The sequence below is a fragment of the Mucilaginibacter aureus genome, assembly GCF_053514885.1.
Genome location: NZ_CP170601.1, coordinates 5,169,775 through 5,188,438 on the forward strand (window position 1 = coordinate 5,169,775; position 18,664 = coordinate 5,188,438).

Sequence of the window (18,664 nt, forward strand, 5' to 3'; positions counted from 1 at the left end):
GATGGAAGATGTGAAAGGTAAGATGGAAAAGGGTGCACTATCCCGGGCGTTTAATTAAGTGTGTGGTCTTACCAACGCTTTGTAACAAAAGCAACAAATAATTAAATGGAACGGATTATTGATGTTTTTTGGAGAACTAAATTTATAAGTAAAATCTGAGGTTGTAGCAAGGTGTTCGTAATAACCACTAATGTCTGTTACTTCGGTGTCGCTGTACACCAGGCCCTGGGGCTTACCGGTTAAAAAAATGTTATTTGCGGTATTAATTATACTAACATCCGGCTCAAGCCAATGATAGGCGATATGGTAATTAAGATCCAATACCGGCTCCATTTCCTGATTATAAAGTTCGATCTTATCGCCTTTAAATATCTTTAGCTTATATTTTTTGCCGGTAACATCTTCTGCTATGGTATATGTTTCTGAAAATAGATGGGTTTTCACTTTAGCGGTATATACTGCTACATTATCTACTTTTAAAGTGATACTATCATAGGTAATATCGATGGTGTGTATAAATTTATCCGCTTCCATTTAATAATTATAGGCTTATAATGTGGCTACAAGGTTACTACATAATTATACTTAAGTTAACTCCCTGCCCACATCGATCCACCTGTGATACGATGTTTTAGTATAAAAGTTATATATTAGTTTGATGGGCCTTTTTCACAAAATAAATTCGTGCTATTCTTTTCTATCCGATGCGGTTTTGTTAAAAGTTAAAAAGCAAAATGCAGGTAATTCGGTGTTTTTTCATGAGGATAATTATTGCCAGATCGAGCTGCTTCCTGTACAAAACCTGCTTACCCGCCAATTTGACACCGATGAGGTAAAGCGTTATGCCGAGAGCAACTTTACCGGAGACGGTTTTTTAAACTGCTCATGCAGGGATGAAGTTGCCTATCCTATTAAAAATCTAAACATCGATAAAAAAGAGTTTAAGGCCCTGATCAAAACGGCATCATTATTTTATTTTGATACGGTTTATACCGGATACTCGTCCCACCGCATCCCGAAAAAGAATACCCGTGGCTTTGGCTTTGAAAACTATGTTTTGTATTACGAGTTTCAGGATGATATCATTACCAACTGCTGGTTGGATTATAACCCCATTGCCGACGAACTGAACACGTATCCCGAAAGGCTGCAAAACATTTTATTGCAGTTAGGCTCTGCTTACGGTTTGATCCTGATCGACTGGAACGAATGCCTGACCGTTAATCTGGCTAATAAACATGCACTGTGCGATTATATGAAAGAAGCATTGGATTGATAACCACTATTCACCCACTAACCTACATCAACTCCTTATCTTTCTTTTCGCGATAAGCTTTATTGGCGATATAGAATAAAACAGCGGCGGGTATCAGATCGTAAAACGATGAAAGATGCATAGCCGGGTAATCCAGCCAGATATCGTAGATGCTGATGCCCAGCAGCACAAATCCTGCAATAATGTATAAATATAGGTAACTTGTCTTCATCGGTTAGTAAAGGTAACAATTATATTAAACATGCCCTTATCGCCTCTTTTTTCCAGCAGCTTCTCAAAATTTTTAATTTAACTATAACTATTTTTATTTTCTTATCGTATAAATCCGAACGTGGTTAGTAATCAATTAACCAATATACCAGTGTAAAACGAAGAGGATGATGAAAAGGAGATTTTTACTGCTGTTTAGCCTGTTAGTTGCAGCCGTTGCAGCAAATGCCCAGGACCACATTTTTTCACAGTTTTTTAACGCACCTGTTTACCTTAACCCTGCCCTTACGGGCCAGTTTGAGGGCGACCTGCGTGTAAACATGATATACCGTAACCAATGGAGCGCTGTTGGCAAACTCAATTATTTAAACGCCTCTGTTGATTATAACCTGCCCCAGTTTGGCGGCGGCGTAGGCTTAATGTTTAACCGCAGCAACGAAGGTTCGGCCTATTTTGTACAGAACAGTGTTGCCGCTACTTATGCGTACAGCATCGGGGGCGACAGTTATGTACTGTCATTTGGTTTGCAGGCGGGTATAGCTAACCGCCAGATAGATTTCAGTAAACTGATATTTGCCGACCAGATAGACCCTACATCGGGTTATATCCCGGGATCAACCACATCTGCCGAAGCACCGGCATTTAACAACAAATACTATTTTGATTCGGGCGTGGGTGTTAACCTGGTAATGGGCAAGTTTATGGGTGGCGCAACACTGCAACACCTAAACAAACCAGATCAGTCGTTTACCGGTACACCATCAAATTTAGCTATGCGTGCTGCCTTGCATTTAAGCTATAAGCTTGATGTTGACCCGTACAACACGGGCGACGAGGCCGATAAATCATACGTTATACCATCAGTGGTGATGTACAAACAAGCTACTGCCAGCATCATGAGCTTTGGCGCCGAATATAAAAGGCGAGGTGTAAGCGCCGGGCTGTGGTACCGTACTGATGGCCAGGGCAGCCCTAACGCGGTTGTGCTATCGCTGGTGTTTGATCTGTTTTTACACAAGGATACAGGCGAGAAGTTTCGTTTAGGCTTAAGTCATGATGCAGCCGTATCAACAATGGGTTACTCAAATACCAATGGCACAAGCGAGGGAAGTGTAAGTTACCAAACCACCTTCCCCGGGCGCGATAGTTATAATAAGTTTGAAGGTACAAGCAGGTGTTATAGTTTCTATTAATAACACTGCAGATAACATCATACAAAAAGCAGCCTTATTGGCTGCTTTTTGTTTTAATTGTATTTTGTACTTTTAGCTATGAGTTTAAACCTGCAACCATCGGCCAGCGCCGAAGCACACATCGGGCGCGAGCATTACCAAACTACCATTACATCGGCCGGGCATACGCTCACTGCTGATGAACCCGAAACCTCAATGGGTACTGATACAGGTATGAGCCCTTACAGCCTTTTACTGGCCAGCCTGGGCAGCTGTACGGCTATAACACTGCGCATGTATGCCGATAGAAAAATGTGGGTTGTAGATAATATAAACGTAAAACTGGAAATGTACCGCATAAATGCCGATACAGTTATTGAACGCCGCATCAGCTTTACAGGGAATTTAACCGAAGAGCAGCGCAACCGCCTACTCACTATTGCCAACTCGTGCCCTGTGCATCAAATTTTAACGGGGCATATTGATATTAAAACCAGTTTGGTTACCGCATAAAAAAAACCGCCCGTAAGAGCGGTTTAGGTATCTGCTGAAAATATCCGTATAACGGCTATATACAAGTATTACTCATTACAGGTTGAGGCATACTCAACATGGTAAATAAAGTCATCCTCGCATTTAAAGGTGCCTGCACTAAAACGTATTTTACGTCCCCAGTTTTCCCAATACATTTCGTAGATGGTTTTCTCGCCAACATCTTCAACTTCTATAAAGTAATTGTTAGCAAGCTTGTACAATGTTTTTTGGAGTTTCATTTTTGGGATCAAATGAAATTTTTTCAAGGTTTCTGCCGATATTTTCATGATAGTTAATTTTTTAAAATTTGCCGCGACTGTATATAAAACACCAAAAGCCAAATGGTTGTTTTAATTGAAAATCAAATTTAATAACATAGTTGAAATATAGCTAATCAAAACACCTACTTATACGTCATATTTTATAGTTAAACGATAATTATTTAACCTTGCTGGTATTGAATTTTGAAACCAGCAGGGCACCTGCTCCCAAAACTAAACCATCTTCGATCAGCCCGGCGGCAACATTGCTTAATTTACCATGGCCGGTTACTGCTTTACGCAGATAAAAACTTGCAAACGTAGCTGCCAGGGCACATGCGCCTCCAAGTATTAGCCCGGTAACGGCATTGCCATTTTTAGCTTTTAGTAAGGTTGCGCTGGTAAATGCACCGCTTACCACACGCCCCGTGAGCGGAAGCGCATTGGTACGATTGGGCGTAAAAGGCAGCTTATCGCCTATTAACTCGCCTAAGGCCAAAACAGCTATGGTGTTTGCCACGGCTGGCGATTGTAAATGTTTAAAGGGTAAATGCGAACGTTCGAGCGTTCGGGATGGGTTGCGGTTAAGCATATAGGCTGTTAATGCCAGGCCCGTAAATGAGCGCATTCCGGATAACGCCCCTAAGGCTAACGAGGGTATTAAATAATTGGGAAGCTTTGTCATACTTATTTAACGTTGCTTCCCAATTATTGTTCGCTAAATACTAATAAACTTTGCTATGGCTGGCGCGGTAAATAGCAGCAAACACATTACATACAATCAGTACGATTATCAACTCGTTCACGATGTAAAACACTCCTTTCGATTAGGTAGAAATTGGTTTATATTATAAATATAATACTATAACGGGGCTTATAATGCTTTGTTTTGGCTATAGTTATCCACATTTACACATTTATATACATCTATACTTTTTTGTAATTATGAGTTTATCACAAATAGAGATATATAATGAAGGAAAAGTATAATATATGAGTATTATTATATTAAAATCTGTATCAAAAACAGGATTTTTCTATAAAGTATCAAAATGTTAATTTCAGTTAAAAAAATGTTGTATAACTGTAAAATTACAATAAACTTACAAATGCATTTAATTCGCGGATAACTTAAGGTTAACCGTTATTTTATATCACTTTTACTGTAGGTATAATTAAAAAGAGTACAGATCACTGGCCGGTACGCCCTTTTGAATGAATAATTGTATCAATAACATTTTAAAATATCAAACTGTAAATCAGGCATATATCTAAAATAATGCAACAGGTTACAAATTATTGCAAAAACATATTTAGCTTCACACCACAATTACAAAGTGTTTGTTTTACACTTTGTAATTTTATATTTTTAAGCAAGCTTTAATTTATTTAACATGATCATTATTGCCGACGGTGGCTCAACCAAAACTAACTGGTGCCTGATTACCGATGAAGGGAAAAAAGTTTACTTTAACACCGAGGGTTACAATCCTTATTTTTCGTCGAAAGAGTATATCACACAATCGTTAAACGAAAGTTTACCAACCGACTTAGAGATAGACAAAGTAACCGAGGTTAACTATTACGGTGCAGGTTGCTCTGTTGAGGATAAGAAAAAGATAGTTCAGGAAGCAATGGAGGCTGTGTTTGTAAAAGCCAAAGTTAACATAGGGCACGATCTGTTAGCCGCCGCACGCGCTGTATTAGGCGTTAACGAAGGTTTTGCCGCTATTTTGGGTACAGGCACCAATACCTGTATTTATGATGGTAAAGATATTGTACATAACATTGACTCGCTGGCCTACATTTTAGGCGACGAAGGCAGTGGCTGCTATATTGGTAAAAAACTGCTGGGCGATTATGTACGTGGTTATATGCCCCAGGCTGTACGCGAGGTATTTTGGGAAACTTACAAATTAACGCCCGACGAAATAATAGATAATGTGTATACCAAACCTTTAGCTAACCGCTTTTGCGCAGGCTTTAGCAAGTTTGTTTATGATAATACCGTAAATATTGAATATAGCCGTAACCTGGTAAAAAGCTCGTTTGATGATTTTTTCCGCAACCTGGTTACCCACTACCCCGATTATCAGCGTTATACTTTTAACTGTATCGGTTCGGTTGGGTATAATTTCCGTAATATATTAGAAGAAGTAGTTTTAGAGAACGGCATGGTAATGGGCAACATTATCCGCTCGCCTATAGATAACCTGGTGAAATATCATTTGGAATTAGCACCATCAAAGTAAGGTTTACACCTTGTAGCCTGTGGTAAATGCACAGGCTACAAGGTATACGGCAGTAACAGGCGGCGCCAACACAGGTACCCACATTAAAACATTTCAACCTTACAACAAAAAAACCTATCTTTGCGGCTCATTAAACGCTGTTTGCAACAGTATCAATGTTATTATGAGCACATACCAAACACTACTGTATTATTGTTATTCAACAATAACCGATGCGGAGCAATACGCCGCCGATCATTTAAAATTTTGTAAATCGCTTAACCTGGTGGGCCGCATTATTGTTGCCGAAGAAGGTTTGAACGGCACTGTATCGGGCACAACCCAAAGCTGCCAAACTTATATGCAAACCTTACATGCCGACCCTCGTTTTGCGGGTATCGACTTTAAGGTTGACGAGGTGAGCGAACCATCATTTGTAAAAATGCATGTACGTTATAAAAGCGAAATTGTACACTCGGGTCTGCGCGATCCGCATGTTATTGATCCGCAAAAGCAAACCGGCAAACACCTGGAGCCAAAGGATTTTTTGGCTATGAAGGACCGTGATGATGTAGTGATATTGGACGTACGTTCAAACTACGAGCATTCGGTAGGTAAATTTAAAAACGCCGTAACGCTGGATATTGAGAACTTTCGAGATTTCCCATCCAAAATAAACGAACTGGCGCAGTTTAAGGATAAAAAGATACTCACCTATTGCACCGGCGGCATTAAATGCGAAAAGGCCTCTGCTTTGCTGCTGCACGAAGGTTTTACCGATGTTTACCAACTGCACGGCGGCATTATTAAATACGGTAAAGAAGCCGGCGGTGAGGATTTTGAGGGCAAATGTTATGTTTTTGATAACCGTTTAACGGTTGATGTTAATGCCGTTAACCCAAAGGTCATATCAACCTGCTATAATTGCGGCACGGTTACTGCCAAAATGATCAATTGCGCCAATCCCGAATGTAATGAGCACTTTACCCAGTGCGATGCCTGCGGCGAAAAGCTGGATGGCTGCTGCTCTGATGCCTGCCAACAGCATCCGCGCAAGCGTGTGTATGATGGTACCGGTTATTATGTTAAAGTGCCACAACCGGTGAATGTGAAAAAGGGTGTGAAATTGGTGGTTGAGTAACGAGGATTAACCATCATGTCGTTGCGAGGGACGAAGCAATCCCTGAGAAAGGTTGTAAGTGTGATTAGCACGTTCGCTTGTCCTTAGAGATTATGGATTGATAATTGTTTTTTAGTGGTATCCATGAGCTTCCTTCGGTCGGTTGTCCACGCTATCGCTCGCAATGACATTACGTTATTCATGTGCTTATCGTTAAAACTATTCCCGCTAATTTTGCGTTACCATACCAATTACACTTTATGCCCTATGATCAAACGAGCTGCCTACCTCATTGCTACCTTGCTTTTTACTACTGCCGCTAACACATTTGCACAAGACTATAACTTATACGACCACGGCAGCTATATCCATAAAAAAGATACGCTGCCGTACCGAATTTTATTTCCAGAGCATTTCGATCCCAATAAAAAGTATCCGCTGGTATTTGTACTGCATGGCAGTGGCGAGCGCGGTAACGATAACAAATCGCAACTGATACATGGAGCTCAATTGTTTTTACAGGTGCGTTACCGCGAAAAATACCCGGCGATAGTGGTATTTCCGCAATGCCCTGCAAATGGCTCGTGGAGCAACCGTATATTGCAGGTTGATGCCAATGGTAAAGAGAAGCAACTGTTTCAGGTTGGCGGCGAGTCCACGCAAGCTATGCGTATGCTGCTGGGCTGTGTTGACCAGTTTTTAGATAAACCCTTTGTTGATAAGCACAAAGTATACATAGGCGGTTTAAGCAATGGCGGTATGGGTACTTTTGAGATACTGCGCCGCAAGCCCGATGTATTTGCTGCCGCTTTCGCTATTTGTGGTGGCGATAATACCCGCAACGCCAAAGTGTACGCCCAAAAAGTACCGATGTGGATCTTTCACGGCGAAAAGGACGATGTAGTATTGTTCCAGCATTCGCTCATTATGGTTGATGCCATTAAAGCCGCCGGCGGGCACCCCAAATTTACCCTTTACGCCAACGACGGCCACAACAGTTGGGACGATGCCTTTGCCGAACCGGAGTTGCTACCCTGGTTGTTCTCAAATAGCAAGTAATATAAGCTGTTTCATTACTCGTTTATCAAACACGTCATTGCGAGGGACGAAGCAATCCCAAATATGCAGAGCCGCTCTGTAAGTCGGGGATTGCTTCGTCCCTCGCAATGACGCTTTGATAATAAACAAAAAAGTCCAGGCATTGCTACCGGGACTCTTTTTTTATGATTGGATATCACTTACAGTTTACCAACTTCCTGAACCATATCGATCAGTTTGTTTGAGTAACCCCATTCGTTATCGTACCATGATACCACTTTAACAAAGTGATCGTTTAACGAGATACCTGCTTTGGCATCAAATATCGAAGTGCGTGCATCACCTTTAAAATCTTCTGATACCACTTCATCTTCGGTATAACCTAAAATACCTTTCAATTCGCCTTCTGATGCTTCTTTCATGGCAGCTTTAACTTGCTCATAAGTAGCAGGAGTTTTTAAGCGGGCGGTTAAATCAACAACAGATACGTCGGCAACCGGAACACGGAAGCTCATACCTGTTAATTTACCTTTCAGTTCGGGCAATACCAAACCTACCGCTTTAGCAGCACCGGTTGATGAAGGGATGATGTTTTGGTAAGCGCCACGGCCGCCTCTCCAGTCTTTAGCCGATGGGCCGTCAACTGTTTTTTGGGTAGCAGTTACCGCGTGGATAGTGCTCATTAAACCTTCTTCGATACCAAATTTATCGTTCAATACTTTAGCAATTGGCGCCAGGCAGTTGGTAGTACAAGATGCGTTGGAGATGATGTGCTGATCGGCTTTTAGTTGTTTGTGATTAACACCCATTACAAAAGTTGGGGTATCATCTTTTGCAGGGGCGCTCATTACTACTTTTTTGGCACCGGCATCAATGTGTTTCTGAGCCGATTCCTGGGTCAGGAACAAGCCGGTCGACTCGATAATAACCTCTGCGCCAACTTCGTTCCATTTTAAATTTGCCGGATCTTTTTCTGCAGTAACACGGATGGTTTTACCGTTAACAACCAGGTGGCCGCCTTCAACAGCGATAGTGCCTTTAAACTGGCCGTGGGTCGAATCGTATTTTAGCATGTACGCCATATAATCGGGCTCAACCAAATCGTTAATGCCTACAATTTCGATATCCGGCCTGTCAACTGCGGCTCTGAAAGCTAAACGACCAATACGGCCGAATCCGTTAATTCCTATTTTCATGATGTTTTTTAATTTTTACTTGAATAATACTTTAATAAATTATTGATAGGTTCTTTAATGATGTTGCTGATGTTGATGTTCATATCTGCGGCGGTTTGCTGCAACTGATCCTGAAATGTTGCGGCTACTGAACCAACAAAATACACCGGTGTTTCGGGCTCCTGTTTTAACAGCGGGATAACGTAGGTGCCTATAAACTGCTTAAAGCCGGTAATGATCATATTTTTGATGTACTCATCTTCCTGGTTTTCGTTAAAAAACTCGGTGAACGAGCTTAAAAACAAAGCCGGTTGCGATTGGCGGTACACCTTATCCAATATCTGTTTACGATCGTAGTCGTAACGTTTGGTAAATTTTTTGGTTACCTTTTCGGGAAGGGTTTCGTTAATAAATCCTTTTAACAGCATTTTACCCATCCAACTTGCCGAACCCTCATCGCCTAAAATATAGCCCATACCGTAATTGTTAGGTACAACTTTCCGGCCATCATAGTAAGCAGCGTTGCTGCCGCTGCCTAATATGCAAACAATGCCCTTTTTATCGCGGCAGCTGGCAATGGCAGCTGCCAATATATCATGCTGCACATAAACTTTGGCATGTTTAAAAAACGAAGCTAGGGCATCATGCACGGTTTTTATCCTTTCGGGTGACGAAGCGCCTGCTGTAAAAAAGAATATCTTTTTAATTTCCTCAGCGTGATGAATGAGGTTGATGTTTTTGTTGAGCAGGGCCAGGATACTCTTCTCGTCGCTAAAATAAGGGTTAATGCCCTGTGTTTTAAAAGTTGCAACAGTTTTATCCCGTATGGCTAAGCGCCAATCGGCATAGTTTGAACCACTGTATACAACTGCGATCATTTATTTAGATAGATAGTATGTTAGTCATTTCCATCAGGTCATCTTCCAGTTTAAATTCGTGGTTGTTAAGTGCCTCTTCCAGGCTGGTCAATGATACGTGATTTCCCCTTAACCCCACCATTTTTTGCGTTTCGCCTCTCAACAAGGCATTAACCGCGGCATAACCTAAACGACTGCCCAAAATACGGTCGAAACTGCTTGGGCTGCCCCCGCGTTGCAGGTGGCCTAATATAGTAACTTTGGTGTGATATGACTTTATCCTGTCTTTAACAATTTTAGCAATATCATAAGCGCCGCCGTGGTGTTCGCCTTCGGCTACAATAACTATGCTGGATGATTTACTGGGTGAGTTTTCGAGGGTATTGATCAGGTCTTCAAGAGCCGTTTCGGTTTCGGGCAGTAAAATGGCTTCGGCACCGCCTGCAATACCTGCACGTAAGGCAATACACCCCGAATCGCGCCCCATTACCTCGATAAAAAACAACCGGTCGTGCGAATCGGCAGTATCCCGTATCTTATCAATGGCCTCGATAACCGTATTGGTAGCGGTATCAAAACCTAAGGTATAATCAGAACCGTAAAGGTCATTGTCAATAGTACCGGGTACGCCAATAACGGCAATATCAGGATACCTTCGCGAAAAGCGCAATGCCCCGGTAAAGGTACCGTCGCCGCCTATCACCACCATCGCATCAACTTCCTGCTCTTTTAAATTGCGATAGGCTATTTCCTGGCCCTCGTCGGTTTTAAAAGCCATGCACCTTGCTGTTTTTAAAATAGTACCGCCAAGCGCCAATATATTGCTAACCGAGCGTGTATGCATAGGATAAGTGTTGTTGTCGATCAACCCCTGGTATCCTTGCCTTACTCCAATAACTTGTTTATTATTGTAAATAGCGGTACGCACCACTGCCCTTATGCACGGGTTCATACCGGGAGCATCGCCTCCGGATGTTAAAACAGCAATTTTGCGGATATTTTGCATATAGGGATAATGCTTGTTTATAATCAGCAAATATAGTGTGTAAAATTTACACTAACTAAATTTATTTTTTTATTTTTTCATTCGGATTAACGGGCTATATTTAAATTTTTAAATTAATACTTAACGCATTTGGAAGCAAGCTTACCTAAATTTGATTCTGCATTTTCTATCGACTGTGTCATCTTTGGATTTGAGGCCGGTGAATTGAAGGTGTTACTGATTGAGCGTAACGAAGATCCGTTTAAAGACTGGTGGGCGTTACCGGGTAACCTGGTTGAGAACGACGAAAGTATTGAAGATGCTGCTACCCGCATTTTGTACGAGCTAACCGGCTTGCGCGATATGCACATGGAGCAGTTTCATACTTTTGGCGAAGTACACCGCCACCCGCAGGGACGTGTAATTACGGTTGCTTACTATGCGTTAATTCGCATTCTTGGGCAAAAAGAGGTAAAGCCTGTTACCCAATACGCCAAAAAAGCCTTTTGGCATGCCATAAACGATTTGCCTAAACTGGGTTTTGACCACAGCGAAATATTTGAAACCAGTATACAAAAACTGCGCCGCAGGCTAAGCTACCAGCCCATAGCTTTTGAGCTGTTACCCGAAAAGTTTACCCTTACCCAACTGCAATTGCTTTACGAGGCTATCCTGAGTAAAAAACTGGATAAGCGTAATTTCCGCAAAAAGATGTTGAGTTACGGCTTTTTAAAGGAGCTGGATGAAAAGCAGAAAGGGGTATCGTACCGCGCGGCTAAGCTGTATAAATTCGACAGGCGTAAATACAATAAGATATTTCAGAACGACCTGGAAAGTTAATGTGGTGAATGGTGAGTAGTTGGTGAGCCGATGCTTATCTTATTTCTTGCCTCTTGATTCTATTTTGGGCGTTCCCTTCGGGCCGGGCTATCCGCTCATACTGCACGGGCCTTAGCCTCGGGCCGGTATCCGCTTCTATCCCTAACGCATTTTTTATTCTTCGTCTTCTTTCTTCGGCTTGGTAACGCCAGCTTTGAAACGGGGAGTAAAACCAATCTTTGGCTTAGGCACTTCTTCTGTTGGAGCAGGACTGTCTTCGGCTTTAGGAGTTTCGGGTTCTGCTGCCTGCTCAATAGCGGGTTTGGTAACGCCGGCCTTAAATCTCGGCGTGAAGCCTACTTTTGGTTTGGATGCTTCTTCCGCTACAATTGGATTTTCTTCTTTTGGTGTCTCGGCGACAGATTCAACTGGTGATGTTGCTTCGGCGGGTTTAGTAACACCAGCTTTAAATCTCGGCGTGAAGCCTACTTTTGGTTTGGATGCTTCTTCCGCTACAGTTGGATTTTCTTCTTTTGGTGTCTCGGCGACAGATTCAACTGGTGATGTTGCTTCGGCGGGTTTAGTAACACCAGCTTTAAATCGCGGCGTAAAGCCAACTTTGGGTTTGGGTGCTTCTTCCGCTACAGCGGGACTTTCTTCTTTTGGTGTTTCGGCGAGAGGTTCAACTGGTGGTATTGTTTCAGCAGGTTTGGTCGCACCGGCTTTGAAACGTGGGGTAAAGCCTACCTTGGGTTTTGATGCTTCTTCGGCAGGTGTTGTATTTTGTTCTGCTTTCGGTACTTCGGGGGCTGGTGTTGTTTCAGCAGGTTTGGTAGCACCTGCTTTAAACCTTGGCGTAAAACCTGCTTTTGGAGCCGGCGGTGTTTCTGCCTTTTCGGCAAGTGATTCTGTAATGGTTTGTTCGGCTAATGGATTGTCGATCTTAACCTTCTCAATCTTAACTTCTTCGGTTGTGTGGTATAAGCGGCGCAGGTTATTGAACCAGTATTTTTTGGTATGGTCGAAGCTTTTTTCGCCCATCTGCGCATAATGACTTTCAAATTCGGCAAATAGCACCGGCTCGGCAGTTTTAAGCTGCACCAGGTCTATCTTTTTCTTTTTGAAGAATTCTTCGAAAGTCATTTGTAGGTTTTAAGTTGTTGGTGATAACACCAACAACGTGCTGGGCGATTTATTATTAGGTGTCATTGCGAGCGGTAGCGTGGCAGTCGCATGTTATACAGGGCGAACATGCTTACGTGCGATTGCTTCGTCCCTCGCAATGACATGGTGGATATATTCGTTTTAAAATTCGAAATTGAAAATTCGACATTCGAAATTAAAATAAATCCGAAATCGAACATCCGAAATCCGAAATCAAAAAAACTACTCTTCTTCCATATTATGATAAACGGCCTGCACGTCGTCATCCTCTTCCAAACGGTCAATAAGTTTCATTACATCTGCCGCCTGCTCTTCGGTAACTTTGGTATGCGATAAGGCAATACGTTCCAGTTTAGCCGATTTTACTTCGATGTGCATTTCTTCCAATGCTTTTTGCATCTTACCAAAATCTTCAAATGCGGTTTGGGCAACTGCAATATCGTGACCGTTCTCGTCAGTTTCGAGGTATAGTTCTTCCAAACCAAAGTCAATCAGTTCAAACTCCAGTTCTTCCAGGTCGCGCTCGCCAGGTTCAAATCTGAAGATCGACTTGCGGTTAAAGATGAAATCAAGCGAACCGGTTTTGCCTAAAGTGCCGCCAACCTTGGTAAAGTAGCTGCGTACGTTAGCCACAGTACGGTTGGTGTTATCGGTAGCGGTTTCAACCAGTACAGGTACGCCATGTGGGGCATAACCTTCGTACACCAACTCTTCGTAGTTCGATTCGTCTTTGTTCGAGGCACGTTTTATAGCGGCTTCAACACGGTCTTTAGGCATGTTAACCGCTTTACTGTTCTGTATCGCAGTACGCAGGCGTGAGTTGGTTTCGGGGTTAGGGCCGCCATCTTTAACAGCCATTACAATTTCTTTCCCCAAACGGGTAAACTGCACCGCCATTTTGGCCCAGCGCTTAAATTTTCTTTCTTTACGGAATTCGAATGCTCTTCCCATTATTGGTTATTATGTTACTGAGTTATTATGCTACTAAGTTATTGTGTTCGATGTTATTTAGCAGAGGTACAAAATAACTCAATAACCCATTAACTTAATAACTCTTTTCTAACTATATATTTTCTTTAAATTCAACAACATATCCTCTGTCATACCGGCCAGGTCAAACTCCATGTTCCAGCCCCAGTCGCGTTGTGCGTCGCTGTCGTCGATGGATTTTGGCCAGCTATCGGCTATAGCCTGCCGCGGATCGTTATCGGCATAGCTTATCCTGAAACCGGGCAGATGCTTTTTAATTTCATCGCTCAGCATTTCGGGTGTAAAGCTAATACCTGCGAGGTTATAACTCGAACGAATTTTAATTTTTTCTGCCGGAGCGGCCATTAATTCAACCGTGGCGCGTATAGCATCGTCCATATACATCATCGGCAAAGCTGTTTGGGCAGATAAAAAGCTTTGGTATTCGCCTTTTTTTATGGCTTCGTGGAAAATGTGCACGGCATAATCGGTGGTGCCGCCGCCGGGGTTGGCCCGCCAGCCGATCAGTCCCGGGTAACGGATGCTGCGCACATCAAGGCCATATTTGTTAAAATAATATTCGCACCAGCGCTCGCCTGCCAGCTTGCTAAAACCATAAACTGTGTTTGGATCCATTACGCAATATTGCGGCGTATGGTACTGCGGCGAGTGCGGGCCAAATACAGCTATCGAGCTAGGCCAAAACACTTTGGCTACTTTAAACTCAACGGCAAAATCCAATACATTGAGCAGACCGGTCATGTTCAGATCCCAGGCCATTTTGGGTTTTTGTTCGCCCAGGGCGGATAGTATCGCGGCAAGCAAATAAACTTGTGTAGGCTGATGCTTTTCGAAAATATGGTGCAGGTTATCTTTATCCAAAACATTGGCCAACTCAAATGGACCGCTGTTGCGGATGGCATAAGCCGGATCGTTAATATCGCAGGCTATTACATTTTCGGAGCCGTTAATACCCCTTAACGCAGTTACCAGCTCTGTACCTATCTGGCCATTAGCACCAATTACCAATATTTTTTCGCTCATGGTTTGCTTGTCAGTTTACTGTGGCAAAGGTAAAAATTTGACCGAAATGAAACTGAGTTACACAACACACAAAAACGTTATTTGTGTGTCATATTCGCATAAAATACGCTACTGTTTTGATAGGTTTTGTCTGATATTTCTGCCCGGATTTTCAAAAAAGACAAATAATCCGCATCTTTGGGGCTATTACATATTAAATAATTAAAAAAAATGAAAGTCGCAGTTGTAGGTGCCACTGGTTTAGTGGGCACTAAAATGTTGCAGGTTCTGGCAGAACGCAACTTCCCGGTTACCGAATTGATCCCCGTAGCATCTAAAAAAAGTGTTGGTAAGGAAATTACTTATAAGGGTAAGCAATTTAAGGTGGTATCGGTAGACACAGCGATTAGTATGAAGCCCGATCTGGCCCTGTTTTCGGCCGGCGGCAGTACTTCGTTAAAAGACGCTCCGCGTTTTGCCGAGGTAGGTACCACTGTAGTTGATAATTCGTCAGCATGGCGTATGGACCCTACCAAAAAACTGGTAGTGCCCGAGGTTAACGCTGATATTTTAACTGCTGAGGATAAAATTATAGCTAACCCAAATTGTTCAACAATACAAATGGTAGTGGCCTTAAAACCATTGCACGATGCTTACCAGATCAAACGTATCGTGGTATCAACCTATCAATCGGTTACCGGTACAGGCGTTAAAGCTGTTGAGCAGTTGATGAACGAGCGTAACGGTATTGACGGCCCTAAAGCTTATCCGTACAAGATCGACCTGAACGTTATCCCACAGATAGACGTTTTTGGCGATAACGGTTATACCAAAGAGGAAATGAAGATGATTAAAGAGACCCAGAAAATTATGGGCGACGATAGCATCCGCGTTACCGCTACTACTGTGCGTATCCCGGTGATGGGCGGCCACAGCGAATCGGTTAATATCGAGTTTGCCAAAGATTTTGATGTGGAAGAGGTAAAAGCATTACTGGCCAAAAGCCCGGGCGTGATCGTTACCGATGATATTGCCAACTTAAAATACCCGATGCCGCTTGACGCGCACGAAAAAGACGAAGTTTTTGTAGGCCGTATCCGCCGCGATGAAACCCAGCCCAATACTTTAAACTGCTGGATTGTGAGCGATAACCTGCGCAAAGGCGCCGCTACCAATGCTGTGCAGATCGCGGAGTATTTGGTTGCCAAACATTTGATTGGGCAGGCTGTAGAAGCGTAAGCCCCCTAACCCCTCTAAGGGGGAACAGTTATGGTATGATATTAATAGGGATGATCGGGAGGTTATCCCTATTTTTATGAGGTAGAATTTTTTAATGAGAACTATAAAGCTGTTATTACTTATTGGTGTGTGTTTGGTTGCGAACAATTGTGCAGCGCAAAGACTGAAACCAGGAGCCATTGAAAAGGACCTCTGGAATTTTTTTACAAAACGTATTTACTGGAAAACCAGGAAAGGCGATACCACTATTTCGGCGCTCGATTCGTTAGAAAAGGCGGATAAATTTTTTGCAAATAAATTGAAATGGTACACCACACAATATCCTGCAACTATTACACAAGCATTTTTTACATTACGCGAAACGAATTTAACTATCCTGACTTCAAACGATCGAAGGTTCAGAATATATTCGTGGGACAACGAGATGGGAGATTGTGATAATTTGATGCAGTTTAAAGTTGATGCTAAAACAAGGTCCGTTTTAAAGATAGATACGATACGAAAGGGTGATGAAAAGAGCCAACCTCTGTATCGCTATTTATATACATTTAATATCAATGGCAAAGCTTACTATATTGCGACTTATGAATTCAACTGGTCATATCAAGCGATGAGCAGAGGAGTAAGGATATTTGAAGTGAGAGACGGCGAGTTAAGGGATGCCAAGATTATCAGGACAACTACGGGTATGCATAGTCGCATTGATTATGATTTCAATACTTTCTCTTACACTGATGGCGCGTTTCCGGAAATAATTTTTGACGCTAAATCGAATACATTATCTATACCCGTAGTATCAAAAAAGGAAGTATTTATAGATAGCTTCATTCGTTACAAATTTACCGGCAAATATTTTGAGAAGGTGAAATAGTCAATCGCCACACTTCTCTTTCGCATACTTCAAATAATCCAGATACAGCGGCTCTTTTACAATGATCTTTAGGGCACGTACATGCGGGTCTTGCAGGTTATCACTTTCGCTGCGGATCTTCATATATTTCAGTCCGGTTTTAAGTGGGAGGCAATCGCCGGCTTCGGCCATTTCTTTGGTTTTTAAAAGCGAGTATTCGAATGCCGCCTGCTCGCTATCCTGTGAGTTTCGGTTTGCCAGCGGGGTATTGGTAAAATAGTGCAGGTGGCCGATCTCGTGGTATAAAACAACGATGAGCCGGTTATCATCAAATGTGGGTTGCTGGCTTTCGAGGTATTTGATGTTGATGCGGATAACGCCATTGGGGTATGCAAAAGCAGGACCGTTATCGGGACCGGTGGTTTTGATAAAAGTAAAACGTTTGATCAGGTCATCGTGTGTTTTGATGTATTGAAATTCGCGGTAAAATTTGGGAAAGGTTTGCGCGCATTTGCTGATCAAAGCATTTGCTGTAGCAGTATCGACAATATCAACGTTTTGTGCTGACGCGGCAGTGCAAAACAGGGTAATGAAGAAGATCGTCAGTAGGTTTTTCATTGGTATAAATTTAACTCTTTTGTTGCAAAATTGACTATTTTTACTTATATTGTAATGAGTGGGATTGTTCCGGTTATTAAGAGATTTCACCGATCTGTTCTTTAAATTTCTTACAATATCCCCCCTGTTGTTGATTCATTTGTCATTGGTTCATTTGTGTTTTATGACGAATAATGGCACATCGGTATACCGATGAATACCGATGTGTTTCATCGGTGTGAAAATCAGAAAAAATGCTTTTCCAGTGAATTAAGCAAGGTTTGATTGAAAAATGGTGAAAAACACCGAAGAATACCGATGTGTTTGGAACATCAGTTCATTAGTCATTAGTTCATTGGTATTTGTATAGCGGCTTTGTATAGCATGAGATTGCCACGTCATCGCTGTTTTAAACGCGCGCTTCCTGGCAATTATAAAGTAGGAAAAATCCGAAATCGAAAATTCGAAATTCGAAATCAAAATAAATCCGAAATCGAAAATCCGAAATCCGAAATCCAAAAAAACCTATCTTTGCGGCATAATGAAATACCTGATAGTTGGCCTTGGCAATATTGGCCCCGAATATGCTGATACCCGGCACAATATTGGTTTTATGATTTTGGATAAGCTGGCTAAAGAAGAAAGCTGCCAGTTTTTTAACATGCGTCTGGCCTACTATACCGATTTTAAGTACAAAGGCAAAAGCATCCACCTCATTAAACCAACAACCTACATGAACCTGAGCGGGAACGCTTTGCGCTATTGGATGCAGGAGTTGAAAGTGCCTGTTGAAAATGTGTTGGTGGTGGTTGATGAACTGGCCCTGCCCCTGGGCACGCTGCGATTAAAACCAAAAGGCAGCGCCGCCGGGCACAACGGTTTGAAGCACATTGAAGCTACGTTAGGTAGCAGCGACTATGCCCGCCTGCGTTTTGGTATTGGCAATAACTTTCCGAAAGGTAAGCAGGTTAATTTTGTATTGAATGCTTTTGATAAGGACGAACTGCCCGAGCTCCCCGCCCTGATAGACCGCTCGATAGAAATGATCAAAAGCTTTGTTACCGTTGGTACCGAACTAACCATGACCCGGTACAACAAATAATTCAAGTGCTATTCACATATCGCAATATCCCTGATACTGTTAA

The 18,664-nt window shown here is 42.4% G+C and carries 21 protein-coding genes; 10 read left to right on the forward strand and 11 right to left on the reverse strand.

Annotated elements, in window-relative coordinates:
• Nucleotides 1-54 precede the first annotated feature (54 nt).
• Nucleotides 55-534, reverse strand: coding sequence for a hypothetical protein (locus tag ACFGVR_RS22260; protein ID WP_448699865.1), 480 nt, complete (start codon nucleotides 532-534; stop codon nucleotides 55-57).
• 124 nt (nucleotides 535-658) lie between these two features.
• Between ACFGVR_RS22260 and ACFGVR_RS22265 the strand changes: the two genes are divergently transcribed.
• Nucleotides 659-1,276 carry a hypothetical protein gene (locus ACFGVR_RS22265; RefSeq protein ID WP_448699867.1) on the forward strand — a complete coding sequence of 206 codons (618 nt, stop codon included), beginning with the start codon at nucleotides 659-661 and terminating at the stop codon, nucleotides 1,274-1,276.
• Nucleotides 1,277-1,298: 22 nt separating this feature from the next.
• On the opposite strand, the gene ACFGVR_RS22270 is transcribed toward ACFGVR_RS22265, so the two are convergent.
• The gene (locus ACFGVR_RS22270) at nucleotides 1,299-1,487 is read right to left on the reverse strand and encodes a hypothetical protein (protein WP_448699869.1); all 189 of its coding nucleotides are present in this window, start codon (nucleotides 1,485-1,487) and stop codon (nucleotides 1,299-1,301) included.
• Nucleotides 1,488-1,653: 166 nt separating this feature from the next.
• On the opposite strand from ACFGVR_RS22270, the gene ACFGVR_RS22275 reads away from it, so the two are divergent.
• Together ACFGVR_RS22275 and ACFGVR_RS22280 are read left to right on the forward strand one after the other, a co-directional pair.
• A complete protein-coding gene (locus ACFGVR_RS22275; RefSeq protein WP_448699870.1) occupies nucleotides 1,654-2,679 on the forward strand; it encodes a PorP/SprF family type IX secretion system membrane protein in 1,026 nt (341 codons plus the stop codon).
• Nucleotides 2,680-2,757: 78 nt separating this feature from the next.
• Nucleotides 2,758-3,171 (forward strand): OsmC family protein, encoded by a 414-nt coding sequence (locus tag ACFGVR_RS22280; RefSeq protein WP_448699871.1) that lies wholly within the window; start codon nucleotides 2,758-2,760, stop codon nucleotides 3,169-3,171.
• A 68-nt stretch (nucleotides 3,172-3,239) separates the two neighbouring features.
• Here ACFGVR_RS22280 and ACFGVR_RS22285 read toward each other — a convergent pair whose 3' ends face one another.
• Nucleotides 3,240-3,479, reverse strand: coding sequence for a hypothetical protein (locus ACFGVR_RS22285; RefSeq protein WP_066005571.1), 240 nt, complete (start codon nucleotides 3,477-3,479; stop codon nucleotides 3,240-3,242).
• A 151-nt stretch (nucleotides 3,480-3,630) separates the two neighbouring features.
• Nucleotides 3,631-4,137, reverse strand: coding sequence for a DUF4126 family protein (locus tag ACFGVR_RS22290; RefSeq protein ID WP_448699872.1), 507 nt, complete (start codon nucleotides 4,135-4,137; stop codon nucleotides 3,631-3,633).
• Between the two features lie 709 nt (nucleotides 4,138-4,846).
• On the opposite strand from ACFGVR_RS22290, the gene ACFGVR_RS22295 reads away from it, so the two are divergent.
• The 3 genes from ACFGVR_RS22295 (at nucleotide 4,847) to ACFGVR_RS22305 (ending at nucleotide 7,862) form a co-directional block, all read left to right on the forward strand.
• Entirely contained in the window at nucleotides 4,847-5,704 is an 858-nt protein-coding gene (locus ACFGVR_RS22295; protein WP_448699874.1) for an N-acetylglucosamine kinase, read from the forward strand.
• Between the two features lie 163 nt (nucleotides 5,705-5,867).
• A complete protein-coding gene (gene trhO, locus ACFGVR_RS22300) occupies nucleotides 5,868-6,824 on the forward strand; it encodes an oxygen-dependent tRNA uridine(34) hydroxylase TrhO (protein ID WP_448703050.1) in 957 nt (318 codons plus the stop codon).
• Nucleotides 6,825-7,070: 246 nt separating this feature from the next.
• Nucleotides 7,071-7,862 carry a carboxylesterase family protein gene (locus tag ACFGVR_RS22305; protein ID WP_448699876.1) on the forward strand — a complete coding sequence of 264 codons (792 nt, stop codon included), beginning with the start codon at nucleotides 7,071-7,073 and terminating at the stop codon, nucleotides 7,860-7,862.
• A gap of 179 nt (nucleotides 7,863-8,041) precedes the next feature.
• On the opposite strand, the gene gap is transcribed toward ACFGVR_RS22305, so the two are convergent.
• From gap to pfkA, 3 genes are read right to left on the reverse strand one after another with little or no spacing between them, the layout of a single operon-like run.
• Nucleotides 8,042-9,037, reverse strand: a complete 996-nt coding sequence (gene gap, locus ACFGVR_RS22310) for a type I glyceraldehyde-3-phosphate dehydrogenase (protein WP_448699877.1) — start codon at nucleotides 9,035-9,037, stop codon at nucleotides 8,042-8,044.
• Between the two features lie 8 nt (nucleotides 9,038-9,045).
• On the reverse strand, nucleotides 9,046-9,894 hold the full coding sequence (locus ACFGVR_RS22315) for a BadF/BadG/BcrA/BcrD ATPase family protein (protein ID WP_448699878.1): 849 nt from the start codon (nucleotides 9,892-9,894) through the stop codon (nucleotides 9,046-9,048).
• 4 nt (nucleotides 9,895-9,898) lie between these two features.
• Nucleotides 9,899-10,879 carry a 6-phosphofructokinase gene (gene pfkA, locus ACFGVR_RS22320; protein ID WP_448699880.1) on the reverse strand — a complete coding sequence of 327 codons (981 nt, stop codon included), beginning with the start codon at nucleotides 10,877-10,879 and terminating at the stop codon, nucleotides 9,899-9,901.
• Nucleotides 10,880-11,008: 129 nt separating this feature from the next.
• Here pfkA and ACFGVR_RS22325 point away from each other — a divergent pair, with 129 nt between their 5' ends.
• Nucleotides 11,009-11,698 carry an NUDIX hydrolase gene (locus tag ACFGVR_RS22325; RefSeq protein ID WP_448699882.1) on the forward strand — a complete coding sequence of 230 codons (690 nt, stop codon included), beginning with the start codon at nucleotides 11,009-11,011 and terminating at the stop codon, nucleotides 11,696-11,698.
• Nucleotides 11,699-11,851: 153 nt separating this feature from the next.
• Here the strand turns inward: ACFGVR_RS22325 and ACFGVR_RS22330 are convergent, their stop codons facing one another.
• From ACFGVR_RS22330 to ACFGVR_RS22340, 3 genes are all read right to left on the reverse strand, one after another.
• On the reverse strand, nucleotides 11,852-12,820 hold the full coding sequence (locus ACFGVR_RS22330; RefSeq protein WP_448699883.1) for a hypothetical protein: 969 nt from the start codon (nucleotides 12,818-12,820) through the stop codon (nucleotides 11,852-11,854).
• A 243-nt stretch (nucleotides 12,821-13,063) separates the two neighbouring features.
• Complete coding sequence (locus ACFGVR_RS22335; protein WP_448699884.1) at nucleotides 13,064-13,792, reverse strand: YebC/PmpR family DNA-binding transcriptional regulator; 729 nt, start codon at nucleotides 13,790-13,792, stop codon at nucleotides 13,064-13,066.
• 108 nt (nucleotides 13,793-13,900) lie between these two features.
• On the reverse strand, nucleotides 13,901-14,854 hold the full coding sequence (locus tag ACFGVR_RS22340) for an NAD-dependent epimerase/dehydratase family protein (protein WP_448699885.1): 954 nt from the start codon (nucleotides 14,852-14,854) through the stop codon (nucleotides 13,901-13,903).
• A gap of 210 nt (nucleotides 14,855-15,064) precedes the next feature.
• Here ACFGVR_RS22340 and ACFGVR_RS22345 point away from each other — a divergent pair, with 210 nt between their 5' ends.
• Entirely contained in the window at nucleotides 15,065-16,072 is a 1,008-nt protein-coding gene (locus ACFGVR_RS22345) for an aspartate-semialdehyde dehydrogenase (RefSeq protein WP_448699886.1), read from the forward strand.
• Nucleotides 16,073-16,166: 94 nt separating this feature from the next.
• Nucleotides 16,167-16,943: a hypothetical protein gene (locus tag ACFGVR_RS22350; RefSeq protein ID WP_448699887.1), complete on the forward strand. Its 777-nt coding sequence runs from the start codon at nucleotides 16,167-16,169 to the stop codon at nucleotides 16,941-16,943.
• Here ACFGVR_RS22350 and ACFGVR_RS22355 read toward each other — a convergent pair whose 3' ends face one another.
• Complete coding sequence (locus ACFGVR_RS22355; RefSeq protein WP_448699888.1) at nucleotides 16,944-17,540, reverse strand: hypothetical protein; 597 nt, start codon at nucleotides 17,538-17,540, stop codon at nucleotides 16,944-16,946. It abuts the gene before it with no gap.
• 520 nt (nucleotides 17,541-18,060) lie between these two features.
• Between ACFGVR_RS22355 and pth the strand changes: the two genes are divergently transcribed.
• Nucleotides 18,061-18,621: an aminoacyl-tRNA hydrolase gene (gene pth / locus ACFGVR_RS22360; protein WP_448699889.1), complete on the forward strand. Its 561-nt coding sequence runs from the start codon at nucleotides 18,061-18,063 to the stop codon at nucleotides 18,619-18,621.
• Nucleotides 18,622-18,664 lie beyond the last annotated feature (43 nt).

What these genes read in the sequence shown, in the direction of transcription:
- ACFGVR_RS22260 (WP_448699865.1), bottom strand. Translation starts at nt 534, where the DNA reads ATGGAAGCGGATAAATTTATACACACCATCGATATTACCTATGATAGT.
- ACFGVR_RS22290 (WP_448699872.1), bottom strand. Translation starts at nt 4,137, where the DNA reads ATGACAAAGCTTCCCAATTATTTAATACCCTCGTTAGCCTTAGGGGCG.
- ACFGVR_RS22285 (WP_066005571.1), bottom strand. Translation starts at nt 3,479, where the DNA reads ATGAAAATATCGGCAGAAACCTTGAAAAAATTTCATTTGATCCCAAAA.
- pfkA (WP_448699880.1), bottom strand. Translation starts at nt 10,879, where the DNA reads ATGCAAAATATCCGCAAAATTGCTGTTTTAACATCCGGAGGCGATGCT.
- ACFGVR_RS22335 (WP_448699884.1), bottom strand. Translation starts at nt 13,792, where the DNA reads ATGGGAAGAGCATTCGAATTCCGTAAAGAAAGAAAATTTAAGCGCTGG.
- gap (WP_448699877.1), bottom strand. Translation starts at nt 9,037, where the DNA reads ATGAAAATAGGAATTAACGGATTCGGCCGTATTGGTCGTTTAGCTTTC.
- ACFGVR_RS22305 (WP_448699876.1), top strand. Translation starts at nt 7,071, where the DNA reads ATGATCAAACGAGCTGCCTACCTCATTGCTACCTTGCTTTTTACTACT.
- ACFGVR_RS22345 (WP_448699886.1), top strand. Translation starts at nt 15,065, where the DNA reads ATGAAAGTCGCAGTTGTAGGTGCCACTGGTTTAGTGGGCACTAAAATG.
- ACFGVR_RS22355 (WP_448699888.1), bottom strand. Translation starts at nt 17,540, where the DNA reads ATGAAAAACCTACTGACGATCTTCTTCATTACCCTGTTTTGCACTGCC.
- trhO (WP_448703050.1), top strand. Translation starts at nt 5,868, where the DNA reads ATGAGCACATACCAAACACTACTGTATTATTGTTATTCAACAATAACC.
- ACFGVR_RS22340 (WP_448699885.1), bottom strand. Translation starts at nt 14,854, where the DNA reads ATGAGCGAAAAAATATTGGTAATTGGTGCTAATGGCCAGATAGGTACA.
- ACFGVR_RS22275 (WP_448699870.1), top strand. Translation starts at nt 1,654, where the DNA reads ATGATGAAAAGGAGATTTTTACTGCTGTTTAGCCTGTTAGTTGCAGCC.
- ACFGVR_RS22330 (WP_448699883.1), bottom strand. Translation starts at nt 12,820, where the DNA reads ATGACTTTCGAAGAATTCTTCAAAAAGAAAAAGATAGACCTGGTGCAG.
- ACFGVR_RS22265 (WP_448699867.1), top strand. Translation starts at nt 659, where the DNA reads ATGGGCCTTTTTCACAAAATAAATTCGTGCTATTCTTTTCTATCCGAT.
- pth (WP_448699889.1), top strand. Translation starts at nt 18,061, where the DNA reads ATGAAATACCTGATAGTTGGCCTTGGCAATATTGGCCCCGAATATGCT.
- ACFGVR_RS22280 (WP_448699871.1), top strand. Translation starts at nt 2,758, where the DNA reads ATGAGTTTAAACCTGCAACCATCGGCCAGCGCCGAAGCACACATCGGG.
- ACFGVR_RS22270 (WP_448699869.1), bottom strand. Translation starts at nt 1,487, where the DNA reads ATGAAGACAAGTTACCTATATTTATACATTATTGCAGGATTTGTGCTG.
- ACFGVR_RS22295 (WP_448699874.1), top strand. Translation starts at nt 4,847, where the DNA reads ATGATCATTATTGCCGACGGTGGCTCAACCAAAACTAACTGGTGCCTG.
- ACFGVR_RS22350 (WP_448699887.1), top strand. Translation starts at nt 16,167, where the DNA reads ATGAGAACTATAAAGCTGTTATTACTTATTGGTGTGTGTTTGGTTGCG.
- ACFGVR_RS22315 (WP_448699878.1), bottom strand. Translation starts at nt 9,894, where the DNA reads ATGATCGCAGTTGTATACAGTGGTTCAAACTATGCCGATTGGCGCTTA.